Raw genomic sequence first — 15,955 nt, 5'->3', positions numbered from 1 at the left:
CGGGTTGTCGGTGCAGCCGGTTACTGTGGACATGGTTCGCGCGACTAGCGGAGGGTACTGGTGCCGGAACGTTCGAAGGTGACTAGGGCCGGATTCGTCGCAGGGCGATTCGGGGAGTTCCCTGCGCGGTGGCAGCCCAGCCGCCTCGGTCAGGAACTGCAGGAACAGTTCGCACGGCTGCCACGCAGCCCGTTCGGGCCGAGTGATGAAGAGCTACGCGCCAACCTGGCCGGCGAGGCAAGTGCCGACGCCGCGCTCGAGCTCCACGATGCCGAGCTCGCCGAGCAGGGTGCCGACGCGGGCCCCGAGGCCCCTCGCGACCTCACCGCCGCGGCGTTCTTCGACGTCGACAACACCCTCGTGCAGGGTGCCTCGATCGTCCACTTCGCCCGAGGGTTGGCCGCGCGCAAGTACTTCAAGACCTCCGACCTGGTCGACGTCGCCTGGAAGCAGGTGAAGTTCCGGGTCACCGGCAAGGAGAACTCCTCCGACATGGTCTCGGGCCGGGAGAAGGCGCTCAGCTTCATCGCGGGCCGCCCCACCGCCGAACTCGCGGCGCTCGGCGAGGAGATCTACGACGAGATCATCGCCGACAAGATCTGGCCCGGCACCCGCGCGCTCGCCCAGATGCACCTCGACGCGGGCCAGCAGGTCTGGCTGGTTACGGCCACCCCGGTAGAGCTCGCCAACGTGATCGCCAAACGCCTCGGCTTGACGGGCGCCCTCGGCACGGTCGCCGAAAGTGTCGACGGCAAGTTCACCGGCCGCCTGGTCGGCGACATCCTGCACGGGCTGGGCAAGGCGCACGCGGTGCGCACCCTCGCCATCCGCGAAGGCCTCAACCTCAAGCGCTGCACCGCCTACTCCGACAGCCACAACGACGTCCCCATGCTGTCGCTGGTCGGCACCGCGGTCGCCATCAACCCCGACTCCGACCTGCGCGAGGTCGCGAAGAACCGCGGTTGGGAAATCCGCGACTTCCGCACCGGCCGCAAGGCAGCCAAAATCGGCGTCCCCACCGCACTCGCACTGGGCGCCGCTGGAGGCGCAGTAGCAGCGGTGGTAGCCCGCCACCGCGACAACTGAGATCGCAACCCACTGATCAGGCGAGAACGCCCGGACTCGATCCCCGACAAATAGCGAGACTCCCGGCGCGACTGCGTTTTTCACGCAGCAGCACCGGGAGTCCCAGAGCCGGGGACAGTTACCTGCCGACCCGCCCTCTCAGGGCATGACCTGCGGAATGACCTCGGGGTTCACGTGGCCGACGACGCCACCGATGATGGCACCGACGACCGCATGGGGGAGTGCGGTGAGCATGAGGCAGATCGGGTAGCCCACGCCCAACAGGATCACGGACGGGAGGCAGTTGACCAGGCTGGCGAGCGCACCGATACCGGCACCAGCGAGGGCACCGTTGACCACCGGGTCGGAGTTCGCGGCCTTCGGATCGGTCGCGACGTCCTGCAACTCGGCCTCGATCACATGCGAAACCACGGGATCGGCCACCTCCGAGACAGGGCCTTCGTCTGAAAGCTCGGCGTCCTGCGAAATCGCTGCACCCACCGGGGTGGCGGATCCGAACGAAAACTCGGCGATGGCGGTCTCGTAGCTGTCCCCCTGGACGGCTATCGCCGTGGCCGGCTGAGCCTGCTGGTCGGCGTAGGCATCCGCCGACGCGACACCACTTCCAGCGAAGGTGACCGCCACAACCACCGGCAGTGCACCGAGAAGAATATTGCGAGTTGAGCACTTGAACATTAAGAACTCCCTCTAGACCTTTTGCCCCCCAACCCGGACCGATCGAATGTCGACCGGCTTATTAGTAATAGCCATATCGACTCAAAGGCAACTTTTGTGATCTATTTCACATTGACAGCGAGTACCAATCCGTTTCCAACCACCTGCCCAAAACTTACTAATGAGCGAGATGGCCACGTCGACGACATGGTCATGATCAGCGACCGGCCCGCCGAGGCCGCCGAGGCCGGGCGTTGCCAGCGCAGGACGCGAGACCGACTGCCACCGGTCGAGCTGCCGGACGACCCGCTGAATACACGGGGAGGCGGAAACGAGCCCGCCACCGGGACAACTAGCCCATAACCACGTTCCGGCGCTTGGCCAGCAGCTTGTACAGGGTTTGCTGGATGGTCTCGCGGACCTGGTCGGTGACCTCGAACATCGTCATCGGGTCATCGGCCTCTTCCGGCTCGAACGCCGTGGTCGCGATCGGCTCACCGAACTCGATGTACCACTTCGACGGCATCGGCACCGCGCCGAGCAGTCCCAGATGCGGAAACAGCGGCGTCACCGGGAAATACGGCAGCCCGAGCAGCCGGGCCAGCGGCTTGATATCGGCCAGCTTCGGGTAGATCTCCTCGGAACCGACGATCGACACGGGAATGATCGGCACCCCGGCTCGCACCGCCGCCGACACGAAACCGCCGCGGCCGAACCGCTGCAGCTTGTACCGGTCGGCGTAGTTCTTGCCGATGCCCTTGAACCCTTCCGGGAACACACCCGCGATGTGGCCCGAGCGCAGCAGCCGCTCGGCATCGGGATGGCAGGCCAGCGTGTGCCCGGCCTTGCGCGCGAGCGCACCGAGCAGCGGCATCTCGAAGATGAGATCGGCGGCCAGCAAACGCAGCGCCCGCTGATTCGGGTGCTTGTCGTGCACGGCCAGTTGCAGCATCAGACCGTCGATCGGCACAGTCCCCGCGTGATTGGCGACCAGCAGCGCGCCACCGGCGGCGGGCACGTTCTCGATGCCGGCCACTTCGACGCGGAACCAGTAGTCGGATAACGGCCGCAGCGCGGGCAGGATGACCGATTCCAGCAGGTGCCGGTCGTAGCCGAACTCGTCGACCTGGTAGTCCCCGGTGAGCCTGCGGCGCGCGAATTCGGCGGTCCGTTCGATCTGCTCGCCGACGGCATCGCGCACGATGTCGGTCAGCGACTTCGGCGGCCGCGCGGGCATTCCCGGCCGACGCTCGCTGAGGGAGGTGACCGGCATCGCCTGCATCGGCTGATCCGGCCATCGCCGGGTCTGCGGTCGGTGTCGGGCCTCGACATTCACGTCGAGACGAATGACTTTCGCTCCCTCGTTCATGTATGCGCTCCTGAACCGGCCCCGATGAGGCCGAGCAGTTTGTGTTCCGCGGCGTCGATCCAAGCCGGATCGAAGACGGGCCGCAACGCTGCGCCCGCGATGAAATCATCGAAAGCCTGGACCGTGGTCCAGCGTGGGGTGAAACCGAGTTCGGTACGCATACGGGTGGTGTCGAGCCCGCAGCCGAAGTAGAAATAGTCGGGTTGTTCGCCACTGAATCCGCGCATGATCGGGCCCATCAGCGAGCGACCGACCGTGCGGAAGACGAAAAAGGGAACCGGGGCAACGATGCGCCCGGCCCGGCGGATCGCCTGCGACATGGCCAGCGCGCCGTCACCGGCGATATTGACCGTTCCACCGTGTGCACGCTGCGCCGCGTGCACGAGCACCGCGACCGCGTCTTCCTCGTGCAGCAATTGCAATCGGGCTTCGCGACCCAGAACGGTCGGGGTGATCGGCGAACGCAGATATTGCACGCCCCGATCAGCCAGGCGCGGACCGACGATCGGCGCGAAACGCAGAATCGATGCGGAAATATCGGGCCTGCGCCGCGCCATTCCACGCACCAGCGCCTCGATATCGATCATGTCGCGCGCGAACCACCCCGCGGGCGGAGTGCGCGCGCCCATTTCCTCGGTGAATTTCGCCGGATCCTTGGCGCTGCAGCCGTACACCGCCGACGACGACCGCACCACCACGCGCCGCACCGAAGGCGCCTTCTGACACACGGCGAGCAATTGCATCGTGCCGAGGACATTGAGATCCTTCATCACCGCGCGACCGCCACCGGCGGGCGGACGGGTGAGCACGGCCGCGTGCACCACAGTGTCGACGTCGTTGCCCTCGACGACCTTGCGGATGAGCGGATTCCTGATATCGGCGCGCACGAACTCGGCACTACCCATTTTTCGGCGGAGCTCACGGCTTGGGGTGACGGTGTCCACCGCGATGACACGTTCGACGCCGGGTTCGGCAGCCAGCCGTGCCGCGACGTTGCCACCGAAGAAGCGGCTGGCTCCGGTCACCAGCACAACTCTCGGCGCGTGTCGTTCCCGTGTATCGGAACTCGTACCTGACCCCACTCAAAGCCCCCTGCTCATCGTGTTTCGCGTACCAGAGTAGCCGCATTCGCGCCACTCGCCGTCACGATCTACAAGCATTTAACGAGGATGATCCGTCCCCGCACAGTGAGATTCACAAACCCGGGCTTTTCACAGCGAGAGCCCGCCACCTTCGAAGGTGACGGGCTCGTCGCAGGCACGCTGGCTTACTTGCCGAGTTTGCGCCGCTGAACACGCGTGCGGCGAAGCAGCTTGCGGTGCTTCTTCTTCGACATACGCTTGCGGCGCTTCTTGATCACAGAACCCATAGGGTTTCCTCGCGTTCTCTCTACTCGGCATACACACGCGGTGTTCACGTGCGTCGTTTGGCGTCCGCGCCGCCGGGGCAACCGGACACCACGAACGGTGCCACCGGCAGGCGGACACGAACCAGTTGTCCATGCTACCGGGGCACCCGAGCAGCAACGAAACCGCCCTTGTACCTGGCCGAACTACGTCATCCAGCGTCGAAGTACGACGTCTCCAGGTAGTCGTGCACCGCCTTCGCGTGCACTCGGAACGAGCGTCCGACACGCACCGCGGGCAGTTCACCCGAGTGCACGAGCCGGTACACCGTCATTTTCGACACCCGCATGAGATCGGCGACTTCGGCGACGGTGAGAAACTGAGTGCCACCGCCGATCACCGTTTGCGGGGTGGCGCCGACCCGCGGAGCGGGCGAACCCGAACCACCGCCCGACGCCGATGGATTACTTGACATTCTGTTCGCAGACATCATGGCACCATTGACCTCCGGCACGCCCGCGCCGCCGGCTTCCCCACCAGCGGAACAGACACGCACGTGCTTCTACGAGCTTAGCGGGACCAGTGGGATTACTGCGACGGGTGTGAGAAATCGGTTTTCAAACCGAGTACCCGTTTGTCACTCGTTCGTTGCGCCCTGTTCGGCAGAGCGCCGCTTGGCCGCGTGTAGGGCTTCGGTGAACGTCGAGCGCAGCGCACCGCGCTCCAGCTCGCGCAGCGCCGCGGCGGTGGTGCCGCCGGGCGAGGTGACCGCGGCCCGCAGATCGGCCGGGCTCTGCCCGGTTTCGTCGAGCATGGCCGCCGATCCGATCATGGTCTGCACGACCAGTTCGGCTGCCACCTCCCTGGTGAGGCCGAGCCCGACACCGGCATCGACCATCGCCTCGACGACGAGGAAGAAGTACGCGGGCCCCGAGCCCGACACCGCGGTGACCGCGTCCATCTGCGATTCGGGCACCGTCACCACCTTGCCGACGGCTTCGAGCATCTCGCCGACCTGTTCCAGCTGCTCGGGCTTGGCATAGCGGCCGGGCGACTGCACACACATGCCCTGCCCGACCAGCATCGGGGTGTTCGACATGACGCGGACGACAGCGAAGCCCGCGGGTAGCTTCGACTCGAGCCGCGCTGTGGAGACACCGGCGGCCAGCGAGACCAGCACCTGGTCGCTACCGCTGTCCAGGTCGGCCTTGGACAGGTCGGTGAGCACCGAGTCGACCACACCGGGCTTGACCGCGATGACCACGATGTCGGCACCGACCACCGCGTCGCTGACGGATCCGCTCACCCGCACCTTGAAACGCTCGGCCAGCTGCGCGGCACGCGGGGCGAGCGGCTCGACGATGACCAGGTCCTTGGTCGCCCGGCCGGATTCCAACAATCCGGCCACCAGCGCCTCACCGATCCGACCGCCACCGATTACCGCAATTCTCGTCATGCGGACAAGGTTAGTTGGCCCGGTGGCCTCAGCGTGCCGCCGGGATCAGGGCCAGCTGGCGACTCTGGGCGACGACGGCACCGGTGGAGTCGATCACCAGGTGGTCCTCGTCGAACATCCGCTCACCGACCTCACGGGCGGTCGCGATGACGCGCAGCCAACCGGGCGCGGGGATGCGGCGCAGGTAGGTGGTCATCTGGACCGTCGGCGACCAGCCGAAGTGGCCGAGGTTCATCGGGACGGGCGGGCTGATGTCGGCGGCCATCATCGCGAAGGCGGCGCGCGCCCGCGGATCGGATTCGTCGCCGTCGAACGGGCGGATCCACAGCCGCAACCGGGGCGGGCCGGTCTCGCCGCGCAGGAATTCACCCCAGGTGGAGTCGATCACCATGTGGGCGCCCTGGCTGACGTGCACGATCTTGCCCATCGGCGAATCGGCGGTGTACCGGAAGGCCTGATCGCTCGGCTCGGCGGGCATGTCGGTATCGGGACCGCTCCAGCGGGTTTCCGCGGAGTCGAGGTGGCCGAAGGTGAACGCGGTCCGGACGAGGGTGCGGCCGTTCTGGATCAGATCGACGTCGGCCAGGCAGATCTGGCGGCCCTTCTTGCGGATGCGCACCGCGTATTCGACCTCGCCGGGGTCGGGGGCGCCGAGGAAGTCGGTGCTGGCCGCGATGGGCGCCATCCGGGCGATGGATTCGTCGGCCTCGGTGAGCCAGCGGGTCGCCGCGGCGGCGGTGGCCGCGACCATGGTGCCGCCGTGCACCTTGGGACCGATGGTCCAGGTGGGCGCGATGACGCCGGCGTAGCGGCCGGTCTCGGCATCGGTGGTGGTGAGCTCGGTCAGGTCGAGGACCTGGCTGAACGGCGCGTCGGTCGCGAGTTCTCGCGTCATCGTCACTCCTGGTCGAGGGGCACAGCAATTCGTACAGCGTACAAGCACACTCGAGCCGCAACTATTCCGCGCTGTGCGCGCGAGTCACGGCAGGTCGGCGTGGCGGGGCTGGGGGTCCGGCGTCGCGCCGGTGAGGTGGCGGCGCGCGAACTCGAGGGTGCGCGCCAGCTGCGCGGAGCGTTCGGCGGTGGTTCGCGCATTCTGGGTGTTGATCTCGGCGACCGCGTGGCCGCGGAAACCGGTGTCGATCAGATGTTCACACAGTTGCGCGCACGGCTGGGTGCCGTCGCCGGGTACCAGGTGCTCGTCGTGCGCGGCGCCGCGCCCGTCGGCCAGGTGCAGGTGGACCAGGCCCTCCCCCATCCGGCGCGCCAGCTCGAGCGCGTCGGCGCCCGCGGTGGCGGTGTGCGAGAGGTCGAGGGTGTAGTGGTCGAAGCCGGTATCGGTCGGATCGTAGGAGGGGCTGAACGCGCTCACCGCACGTCCGGGGCCCGCGCGACGTTCCAGCCTGCGCACGGCACCGTCGCGGAACAGGGTGTCGGCCCGCATCGGGAACATGTTCTCCACGGCCACCTTGACCGGGTGATGGGCCTCGAGCTCTCCGACCTGATCGGCGAATCCCTTGGCGTAGCGGCGTTGCCAGCGAAACGGCGGGTGCACCACCACGGTGTCGGCGCCGAGCGCTTCCGCGGTGCGCACGCTGCGTTCCAGCTTGGCTACCGGGTCGGCGCCCCACACCCGTTGGGAGATCAGCAGACACGGCGCGTGCACGGCCAGCACCGGGACGCCGTAGCGCTTCGCGTAGGACTGCACGGTCGCGATGTCCTGGCTGGCCGGCTCGGCCCAGACCATCAATTCCACACCGTCGTAACCCAATTCGGCGGCATAACGGAACGCCGCCTGCGTGTTCTCCGGATACACCGAGGCCGTCGACAGCCCGATCGCGATGTCCGCCCGTGCGTTCCCCACAGCCCACTCCCTGTATTCAGCTGGTACTGAGGAGAAAGGCTAGCGGTCCGAGCGTCACGAAGACGCCTACGACGACGGCGATCACAGTGCTGAAGATGTCGTCGGTACGGCGCAGGATGCGAACCAGCGCCACCAGGCCGAGGATCACCACCATCGCCAGGGCAAGCGCCACCCACGGCAGCGTTTCCCACATCGTCTCGAAGCCCTTGAACAGCAACATTCCGGCGATCGCCGCGCCCGCGCTCTGCGCACCCAGGATCATCCACTGGCGGCGGTTGTCGTTGTCGCCACCGCCGCGCGCCATGCTCGAAACCCGGGCGGCGCGGCTCGCAACCGACCCGCCCGCACGATTGCCCGACAGCCGGCTCGCGGCCCGCGACTCGCGGCGGCCCGCGGTCTTCGACTTGACGCGGTCCGCCACCTTCGACGCCCGGCCCGCCACCTTCGCCGCGGCCGCTTTGGTCGCGGCGCGCCTGCTCGCCCTGGTCGGCTTCGGTTCGTAGTCGTCGTCGTAGTCGTCGTCATCGTCGAACGCCGCGTCGTCGTCGTAATCGGATTCGGCGTAGTCGGCGTCGGAGTAGTCGTTGTCGGCGTAGTCGCGGTCGACGTAATCGGACTCGGCGTAGTCGTCGGTGTCCTCGTCATCGGTCTGGTTCGCGCCGACGCGCTGCACGATCTCGGTGTGCGCGTCGGCGCCACGATCGGCTCGCTGCCGCAGCAGATCACCGGCCACCGACTGCCCGGACACCAGCGGCTGCTCCTGGCTGACCGGCGACCACGCGGCCGTCGGGAACCCACCGCTCTCCGGTGCGGGCGCTGACTTGTCCGGACGATGCCTGCGCGCCGACCACGACGGCAGCCCACCGGACTTCGGCTCCCCCCGCCTGCGATCCAGCGACGGGCGCTGATCCGCGCCGCGTGCCGGTGGGGCATCGACACCCGGCGCGAGGTTGTAGGCCTGTGTGGCGTCGGCATTCGGCGGATACCCGTTGAACCCCGGTGCCGGAGGCTGCCCGTTGAAACCCGGCGTCGACTCGGGGAGCCCGTTACGACCCGACCCGTTGAAACCTCGCGCCGGCTCAGTGCCCTGGCGCCCGTTGATGCCCGGCGCGGGCCTACCGTCGAACGACTCGCCCGGTCTGCCGTTGAACCCCGGTGCGGGCCGGCTGTCGAAGGCGCCCCGGCGCTCGTCGAAACCCGATCCGGTGCGGCTGTCGAAACCGCCGATATCGGGGAGATCGTCGAGTCCGCGCGACTGCCCCGGACGACCCATGAATGCCTGCGGCGCGTCGATGCCCGCCTCGTACAGCGGCGCGTCGAACGCCGGACGTGGCGCCGGGCTCGGCTCCATGGCCTCTTCCGCGGCTTCGGCCGCTTCGGCGGCCCGCCTGCGCGCCGCCCGTCCACCGGTTACCGGCGGCGGCTTCGGCGGCTCGGGATACGGGGCGACATCGGTCTCTTCCGGCCGATGTCGCCTGCCTCCACCGACCGCGGGCAGCGCACCGGAGCCGAACATCTCGGCGATACCGGGATCGACCGGCTGTGCGGGACCCCCTGGCACGCCGAGTCGGCCCGGACCGCGTCCCGCACGGGAACCCGCATCGCGGGCTTCGGCCCGGAACGGCCCGAACGGATCCGACGCCGGTCGCTGCTCGGCGAGACCGAGTGGATCGGGCGCGGAGTACCCCGCATCGGGGTCGAATCGAGTGATCGGGCCCGACATCGGCGAGAAGGCCGGTTCGGCCGGACCGGGCGGCGGGTAGGGCGCGGGCTGATAACTCGCGGGCGGTTCGTAACTCGGCGCGGGCTCCGGCGCGTAGGCAGGCGGTGGTACGTAGGCGGGTGGCGGTTCCGGCGCCGGTGGCGCGGGCGCGGCATGCGAGTTCGGCTTCACCGCCGCGTTCTCGCCGGTCAGATCGTTGACCGAGAGCCCGCGCCCACTGCGCCGCCGTCGTCCACCGCCACCCGAAGCAGCGGGTGCGGCCCCCTGCGCGGCATTGCGAGCTAGCAGCTCGGCGACCGATAGCTGCTTGGAATCCTCACTGCTCATGCCGACTCCACTTCCACGACCGGCGTGACCGGCGGTACCGCGGCCGGTCCACCTCCGTTGGGCTCGGAGTCCAGTTTGCGCAAGATCAGGCCTTCGCGCAGCGCCCATGGGCAGATTTCGATGCTGTCGAGCGACAACGCCCGCATACTCGCCTCCGCGACCAATGCTCCGGCCACCAATTGCTGGGACCGGTCCGAACTCACGCCTTCCAGTTCCGCGCGGTCCGAGGCGGTCATCCGGGAGATGAACGCGATCAGCTGGCGCAGACCGGAGCTGGTGAGTGTACGTCGCACCCGTGGGCCCGCGGCCGAGGGTGCCGCGCCGGTCAGCCGGGCCAGCGAACGGAATGTCTTCGAGGTACCGACAGCCAGGTCGGGTTTTCCGGGCTCGACGAGGGTCTTGGACGGGACGACCAACTCGGCGTCGAGCCAGTCCCGCAGGACCGCGATCTTGCGCTTGCCCGGCGGGTCGTCGCGCAGCCACTCCCTGGTGAGCCTGCCCGCACCGAGTTGCAGCGACAGCGCCACATCGGGTTCCTCGTCACCACCGTTGGACAGCTCGAGCGAGCCGCCGCCGATGTCGAGATTCATGATCCGCCCCGCGCTCCAGCCGAACCAGCGGCGCACCGCGAGGAACGTCAGGCGGGCCTCGTCCTCGCCGGTGAGCACCTGCAGATCGACCCCGGTCGTGAGCCTGACCCGTGCGAGCACTTCCTCGGAATTGGTCGCCTCACGCAGGGCCGAGGTGGCGAACGGCATCAGCTCGACGCACTTGGAATTGCGGGCCAGATCGGCGAACTCGAGGATGGTCGCGATCAGTCGCGCCTCGCCCTCTTCGGTGATCCGCCCCATCGAATCCATGCTCTCCGACAGGCGCAACGCCGACTTCGACGAGCTCATCGGCATCGGGTGGCCACCACGATGGGCGTCCACCACGAGCAGGTGGACGGTATTGCTTCCGACATCGAGAACACCAAGCCGCACACGAATACGGTACTTGGTGATCCGGTACAACAGGCCAGGCGACTGAACTGTTAGCGTCAAGAGTTGTGACCGAAGGCGCATCTGGCACCGCGGAGACCGGGCTCCGACCTGGGCGAAAGATCGATCCGGCCCCGGAGGTCGAGCTCGATTTCCCACGGGAGTGGATCGAGTTCACCGACCCAGCAAACGACGAGCACCAGATCGTCGCCGATCTGACGTGGCTGCTGTCGCGCTGGACATGTGTGTTCGGCACGCCCGCCTGCCAGGGCATCATCGCCGAACGCCCCGACGACGGCTGCTGCTCGCACGGCGCCTTCCTCGCCGACAAGGACGACCGCAAGCGCCTCAACGGTGCTGTGAAGATGCTCACACCCGATGACTGGCAGCTGATGGGCGAGGCCACCGAGAACGGCAAGGTCGTCAAGAAGGGTTACCTCGAACTCGACGAACTCGAGGACGAACCGGCCCTGCGCACCCGCCGCTTCGACGGTGCCTGCATCTTCCTCAACCGCCCCGGTTTCGCGGCGGGCCCCGGCTGCGCGCTGCACATCATGGCGGTACGCAAGGGCATCGAACCCCTCGAGGTGAAGCCGGACGTGTGCTGGCAGCTGCCGATCCGGCGAACCCAGGATTGGGTGGAACGCCCCGACGGCGTGCAGATCCTGCGCACCGTGGTCACCGAATACGACCGGCGCGGCTGGGGCCCCGGCGGCCTGGATCTGGATTGGTACTGCACCGGCTCCCCCGACGCCCACGTGGGCGCGAAGCCGGTCTGGCAGTCCTACGGCCCGGAACTACGTGAGCTGCTCGGTGCGCCCGCCTACGACGAACTCGCCAAGCACTGCCGTCGACGCGAGGGCCTCGGCCTGGTCGCGGTGCATCCGGCGACGGTCGAAGCCGAGCGGATGAATCCCGAATCTCACAGATCGGATCACGCGGAGTGAAAGCCTCGTAACCATTAGGTTCACCTGTAGGTCGTGCATCCGTCACCGAACTCGGGTTGGATAGCTGTTCATGTCCAAGAAAGCGATCTACGCAGCGACCCTCGCGATCGGCGCGACCCTCTCCATGACCGGCCTGGCCAATGCCGAACCGAACGGTGACCCGGCCGCGTACGCGGACTTCACGGCCGACTTCGTGAACTACAGCGACCCGGCTGCGATCGACGCCGCCAAGAACGGCAAATACATCATCATCAGCACGAAGGGCACCTCCTCGCCCATCGGCTGCCGCGGCAACGGCACCGACGTGCCGATCTACGACTGCAAGCAGTTCGACGGCGTGGAAGTTGTCGCCCTGAAGAAGATCGAAACCCCCCTCGGCACCGCCTGGAGCGTGCTCTGACCGCCTCTCCGCGACTCTTGGCCAGATCTAGGTGCGGGGAGAGTCGGGCACGCGGTCGGCGGCAGCGTCGTTAGCTGAGTTGGCTCGTGCCCGGTGAGTTACCCATGTTCTTGCTGGATCAGCCATTCCGTTTATGAACGAAAAGATCCCGCCGGTGCGCCGGCGGGATCTTTTCGTTGTGGGGGTGGTGTCAGGCTTCGAGCTTGTAGCCGAGGCCTCGCACAGTGACCAGGTGTTCTGGTTTGGCGGGGTCTGCTTCGATCTTCGAGCGCAGGCGCTTGACGTGTACGTCGAGGGTCTTGGTGTCGCCCACGTAGTCGGCGCCCCAGACGCGGTCGATCAGTTGCCCGCGGGTGAGGACGCGGCCGGAGTTGCGGAGCAGGTATTCGAGCAGGTCGAACTCCTTGAGTGGCAGGGTGACCTGTCCACCGTTGACGTGCACGGTGTGGCGGTCCACATCCATTCGCACCGGTCCGGCCTCGAGCACGCCGTTCTCGCTGCCGGAGTCGAGCTCGTCACCGGCGCCGCGGCGCAGCACGGCCCGGATCCGCGCGATCAGCTCGCGGGCCGAGTACGGCTTGGTGACGTAGTCGTCGGCGCCCAGTTCCAGCCCGACGACCTTGTCGATCTCGCTGTCGCGCGCGGTCACCATGATCACCGGCACGCCGCTGCGCGTGCGCAGCTGCTTGCACACGTCGGTGCCGCTCATGCCGGGCAGCATCAGGTCCAGCAGCACGATATCGGCGCCCGAGCGGTCGAATTCGGCCAGCGCGGACGGGCCGTCGCCGACGACGGTGACGTCGAAGCCTTCCTTGCGAAGCAGGAACGCCAGCGGCTCGGCCAGCGAATCCTCGTCTTCGACGATCAACACACTCGTCATCTGCGTGCCTCCACACCGTTCGTTCGTCCCGCGAGAGTGCGCGGGACGGTGGTTTCTCTCGTGGTGGACTCCGGCGTCTGTTCCGCGTCCTCGTCCCCATCGGTTTCCAGATGGGCGGGGATGCGCAGCGTGAACGTCGAGCCGGTGCCCAGTTTGCTCCACAGGGTGATCTCGCCGTTGTGATTGGCCGCCACGTGTTTCACGATGGCCAAGCCGAGCCCGGTGCCGCCGGTCGATCGGGAGCGGGCCTTGTCGGAGCGGAAGAACCGCTCGAACACCCGTTCCTGGTCTTCCTTGGCGATCCCGATGCCACGATCGGTGACCGCCATCGCGACATGATCGCCGCGCAGCGACCGGCTCACCGACACGTGCGAACCCTGTGGTGAATACGCGATCGCATTCTCCACCAGATTCGACAGCGCGGTAACCAGCAACGTTTCGTCGCCCAGCACTTCCAGCCCGCTTGGCCGGTCGGTGCTGACGGTGATGCCCGCGGCCTCGGCGGCGGTGCGCGAGCGGTCGACCGCCTGCTGCACCACCGTGTCGACGTCGACCACGGCCAGATCGGGCAGTTTCTCGGCGCCCTGCAAGCGCGACAGCGCGATCAGCTCGGTCACCATCTTGCCAAGGCGCCGCGATTCGCCGAGTACGCGGGAGCCGAAGTGGCGCACGGCCTCGGGATCGTCGGCCGATTCCAGCATGGCCTCGGCCAGCAGGCTCATCGCGCCGACGGGGGTCTTGAGTTCGTGGCTGACGTTGGCGACGAAGTCGCGCCGCGTCGCCTCCATGCGGGCCTGCTCGGAATCGTCGTCGGCGAACAGCACGACGAAGCTGGTTTCCTCGCGGGACAGTTTGCGGGCCACACCACGCACAGCGATCCGGCCGCGACCGGGTAGCGGGTTCTTGGCGGTGAGGTCGTACTCCGCGGATTCGCCGGTCGCGAGGACCTTCTCCACGGCCGCCCACGCACGTTCGTCGAGCAGCCGGTTGCGGACCAGGCCGAGTTCCTCGGCGCGCGGATTCACGAGCACCACATCGCGGTATTCGTCGACCACGGCGATGCCGGATTCGGACGCGAGCACGATCAGGTCGAGCACCTGCGACATGGTCAGCCCGGTGTCTTCCTGGGTACGGGCGGCTTGCCTGGCATTGACGAACGGGATCAGCAGGCCCCCGACTGCCAGCCCGACGACAGCCGCGAGGACTGCCAACAGCACTGCCTGCGGAACACTCACAAGATTGATCGTACGAGTGCGGACCGACATAACGTCGGCGGGTCGACGAAGTTTCGCGCAGGTCACAGGCACTTGGCATGGCGTTCTTTTGCCGTTCACCCGGCGGGCACCTGGACCTTCGCCGGGCGTGTCAGTCCGGCGGTTCGCCGTACATCGCGGTGGTCACCGCGGACCCGTGCCGGTCGACCCATGCGCCGAGCGCATAAATCGGAACGAGCAGATCGCGGCCCACTTCGGTGAGTTCGTATTCGACGCGCGGTGGCGATTCCGCATACCGGCGCCTGCGTACGAGCGCCATCCGCTCCATCCGCCGCAACGTCTGCGTCAGCATCTTCTGGCTGATCCCGCCCGCACCCGCGCGAAGTTCGCTGTGACGTAGCGGACCATCGCGCAGCAGGTACACCAGCACCGGCAGCCACGAATTCGCGAACAGATCCACCGCCATCCGCGCCGAACTGTCGGCCTCGACAGGCCGATGCCGCACCGGCTCGTGCACCGATCGCACGCAGGGGGACCCGAACTGGCCCATCACGGACCGAGACGAAGGGGCGGCGCGGCCGATTCGCAGCTGACGGTGCAGCTCACAATGCCTACACTGGCCAATATGCGTGCCAGCCACGAAGAACTCCTCCAGCTAGCTGAAGCCGTGCCCGATGATCAGGTATCGGCTGCGGCCGCACTGCTGCGTCAGTTCGTCCAGAAGTCCGGACGGCGCACTTTCCACAGCGCGGGCATCGCGTCCGCTGAACCCGATCTAGGTGAGCGCGCCAAGGCCGTTGTCAGGGAAGAGCTCGACGGGAGTGCGCCCGAGTGATCGTTGTCGACACCGGTCCGATCGTCGCCCTGGTCAATAGCCGCGACAACCACCATGTCGCGTGCAGGGAGCTGCTGTCGAATGCTCCCGGCCCACTGCTGGTGCCCGCGCCGGTTTTCGCCGAGGCGGCCATCCTGCTGGAACGACGCTGCGGCTCAACCGCCGAGCTGGCGTTTCTGCAGGATGTGGCCGAGGGCGCGTTCACTGTCGTCGATACTTCGGCCGAGGATCTGGATCGTATTCGCCAGCTCGTCGACAAGTACGCCGACCTGCCACTGGGCACGGTGGACGCATCCGTCGTCGCCGTGGCGGAACGATTCCCGGTGACTGCGGTGGCAACCCTGGACCGCAAGCACTTCTCCATCGTTCGGTCGAAGGCTGGTCAGCTGCTCCTCGTGCCCTGACCGCCGGTCTCGGCCATGCCGGGACGTTCAGGCGGCAATCCCCAGCCCCAGCGCTACGGCGACCGGCGCCAGGTACAGCAACGGGAACGCCACCGTCTTGTACGACCGCGCCCGCAGCACGGTCACCACCGCACCGGTGAAGTACAGGATCAGCCCGATCGCGGCGATCACCCCGATCACCGGCAGGAACAGCCCCACCAGCAGCCCCACCGACCCGAGGGCCTTGGCGATCCCCAGCGGCGTCCACCAGGTCTGCGGGACGCGGTATTCCACCAGCGGCTCCACCACGAACGGTGCCCGGCGCAGCAGTGAGAACGCCGAGAACCCCACCCACAGTGCGGCGACGACAGTAACGATGACGTAGGCGGTGAACATGTGCGTAACTCCTTCGGCAGCCGCGCGTTTTCGCGGTATCTATCGAGGTGACGACACAGCCGCCGCGAGTGTGACATCGCCCGGGCAAACGACAG

The 15,955-nt window shown here is 67.4% G+C and carries 18 protein-coding genes and 1 pseudogene; 5 read left to right on the top strand and 14 right to left on the bottom strand.

The features are described from left to right. Positions 1–60 precede the first annotated feature (60 nt). Complete coding sequence (locus tag ACFWPK_RS04630) at positions 61–1,086, top strand: HAD family hydrolase (RefSeq protein WP_378913186.1); 1,026 nt, start codon at positions 61–63, stop codon at positions 1,084–1,086. A gap of 138 nt (positions 1,087–1,224) precedes the next feature. Here ACFWPK_RS04630 and ACFWPK_RS04625 read toward each other — a convergent pair whose 3' ends face one another. From ACFWPK_RS04625 to ACFWPK_RS04580, 10 genes and pseudogenes are all read right to left on the bottom strand, one after another. Then, the gene (locus ACFWPK_RS04625) at positions 1,225–1,716 is read right to left on the bottom strand and encodes a hypothetical protein (RefSeq protein WP_378913185.1); all 492 of its coding nucleotides are present in this window, start codon (positions 1,714–1,716) and stop codon (positions 1,225–1,227) included. Positions 1,717–2,092: 376 nt separating this feature from the next. Beyond that, positions 2,093–3,109 (bottom strand): lysophospholipid acyltransferase family protein, encoded by a 1,017-nt coding sequence (locus ACFWPK_RS04620; protein WP_378913184.1) that lies wholly within the window; start codon positions 3,107–3,109, stop codon positions 2,093–2,095. Further along, positions 3,106–4,140, bottom strand: a complete 1,035-nt coding sequence (locus ACFWPK_RS04615; protein WP_378913183.1) for an NAD-dependent epimerase/dehydratase family protein — start codon at positions 4,138–4,140, stop codon at positions 3,106–3,108. Before ACFWPK_RS04615 ends, ACFWPK_RS04620 begins: the two co-directional genes overlap by 4 nt. A 236-nt stretch (positions 4,141–4,376) precedes the next feature. Further along, entirely contained in the window at positions 4,377–4,478 is a 102-nt protein-coding gene (locus ACFWPK_RS04610) for a 30S ribosomal protein bS22 (RefSeq protein ID WP_003402602.1), read from the bottom strand. A gap of 188 nt (positions 4,479–4,666) precedes the next feature. After that, a complete protein-coding gene (locus ACFWPK_RS04605) occupies positions 4,667–4,948 on the bottom strand; it encodes a helix-turn-helix domain-containing protein (RefSeq protein ID WP_228537168.1) in 282 nt (93 codons plus the stop codon). Between the two features lie 144 nt (positions 4,949–5,092). Further along, positions 5,093–5,911, bottom strand: a complete 819-nt coding sequence (proC, locus tag ACFWPK_RS04600; RefSeq protein WP_378913182.1) for a pyrroline-5-carboxylate reductase — start codon at positions 5,909–5,911, stop codon at positions 5,093–5,095. Between the two features lie 28 nt (positions 5,912–5,939). Beyond that, positions 5,940–6,806 (bottom strand): thioesterase family protein, encoded by an 867-nt coding sequence (locus ACFWPK_RS04595; RefSeq protein ID WP_378913181.1) that lies wholly within the window; start codon positions 6,804–6,806, stop codon positions 5,940–5,942. An 84-nt stretch (positions 6,807–6,890) separates the two neighbouring features. Further along, on the bottom strand, positions 6,891–7,775 hold the full coding sequence (locus ACFWPK_RS04590) for a sugar phosphate isomerase/epimerase family protein (protein WP_378913180.1): 885 nt from the start codon (positions 7,773–7,775) through the stop codon (positions 6,891–6,893). A 16-nt stretch (positions 7,776–7,791) separates the two neighbouring features. Continuing rightward, positions 7,792–8,010, bottom strand: a pseudogene (locus tag ACFWPK_RS04585) (hypothetical protein); the annotation flags it as partial. Between the two features lie 1,811 nt (positions 8,011–9,821). Next, positions 9,822–10,808, bottom strand: coding sequence for a hypothetical protein (locus ACFWPK_RS04580; RefSeq protein WP_378913179.1), 987 nt, complete (start codon positions 10,806–10,808; stop codon positions 9,822–9,824). 65 nt (positions 10,809–10,873) lie between these two features. Here ACFWPK_RS04580 and ACFWPK_RS04575 point away from each other — a divergent pair, with 65 nt between their 5' ends. Both ACFWPK_RS04575 and ACFWPK_RS04570 read left to right on the top strand, forming a co-directional pair. Beyond that, on the top strand, positions 10,874–11,752 hold the full coding sequence (locus tag ACFWPK_RS04575) for a hypothetical protein (RefSeq protein WP_378913178.1): 879 nt from the start codon (positions 10,874–10,876) through the stop codon (positions 11,750–11,752). Between the two features lie 70 nt (positions 11,753–11,822). Beyond that, the gene (locus ACFWPK_RS04570; RefSeq protein WP_378913177.1) at positions 11,823–12,152 is read left to right on the top strand and encodes a hypothetical protein; all 330 of its coding nucleotides are present in this window, start codon (positions 11,823–11,825) and stop codon (positions 12,150–12,152) included. A gap of 190 nt (positions 12,153–12,342) precedes the next feature. On the opposite strand, the gene ACFWPK_RS04565 is transcribed toward ACFWPK_RS04570, so the two are convergent. From ACFWPK_RS04565 to ACFWPK_RS04555, 3 genes are all read right to left on the bottom strand, one after another. Continuing rightward, on the bottom strand, positions 12,343–13,032 hold the full coding sequence (locus ACFWPK_RS04565; RefSeq protein WP_056814516.1) for a response regulator transcription factor: 690 nt from the start codon (positions 13,030–13,032) through the stop codon (positions 12,343–12,345). Continuing rightward, positions 13,029–14,267, bottom strand: coding sequence for a cell wall metabolism sensor histidine kinase WalK (locus ACFWPK_RS04560; RefSeq protein ID WP_056816211.1), 1,239 nt, complete (start codon positions 14,265–14,267; stop codon positions 13,029–13,031). Before ACFWPK_RS04560 ends, ACFWPK_RS04565 begins: the two co-directional genes overlap by 4 nt. A gap of 130 nt (positions 14,268–14,397) precedes the next feature. Continuing rightward, entirely contained in the window at positions 14,398–14,772 is a 375-nt protein-coding gene (locus tag ACFWPK_RS04555; protein ID WP_378913176.1) for a winged helix-turn-helix transcriptional regulator, read from the bottom strand. Positions 14,773–14,871: 99 nt separating this feature from the next. On the opposite strand from ACFWPK_RS04555, the gene ACFWPK_RS04550 reads away from it, so the two are divergent. Then, on the top strand, positions 14,872–15,081 hold the full coding sequence (locus ACFWPK_RS04550; RefSeq protein ID WP_378913175.1) for a hypothetical protein: 210 nt from the start codon (positions 14,872–14,874) through the stop codon (positions 15,079–15,081). After that, the gene (locus tag ACFWPK_RS04545; RefSeq protein ID WP_378913174.1) at positions 15,078–15,485 is read left to right on the top strand and encodes a type II toxin-antitoxin system VapC family toxin; all 408 of its coding nucleotides are present in this window, start codon (positions 15,078–15,080) and stop codon (positions 15,483–15,485) included. Before ACFWPK_RS04550 ends, ACFWPK_RS04545 begins: the two co-directional genes overlap by 4 nt. Positions 15,486–15,512: 27 nt before the next feature. On the opposite strand, the gene ACFWPK_RS04540 is transcribed toward ACFWPK_RS04545, so the two are convergent. Further along, positions 15,513–15,860 (bottom strand): DoxX family protein, encoded by a 348-nt coding sequence (locus ACFWPK_RS04540; RefSeq protein ID WP_378913173.1) that lies wholly within the window; start codon positions 15,858–15,860, stop codon positions 15,513–15,515. Positions 15,861–15,955 lie beyond the last annotated feature (95 nt).

This window comes from Nocardia sp. NPDC058519 (assembly GCF_042719755.1).
Lineage (GTDB): Bacteria > Actinomycetota > Actinomycetes > Mycobacteriales > Mycobacteriaceae > Nocardia.
Note: the sequence above shows the minus strand (reverse complement) of the source record. Positions and strands in the feature narration are given on the sequence as shown.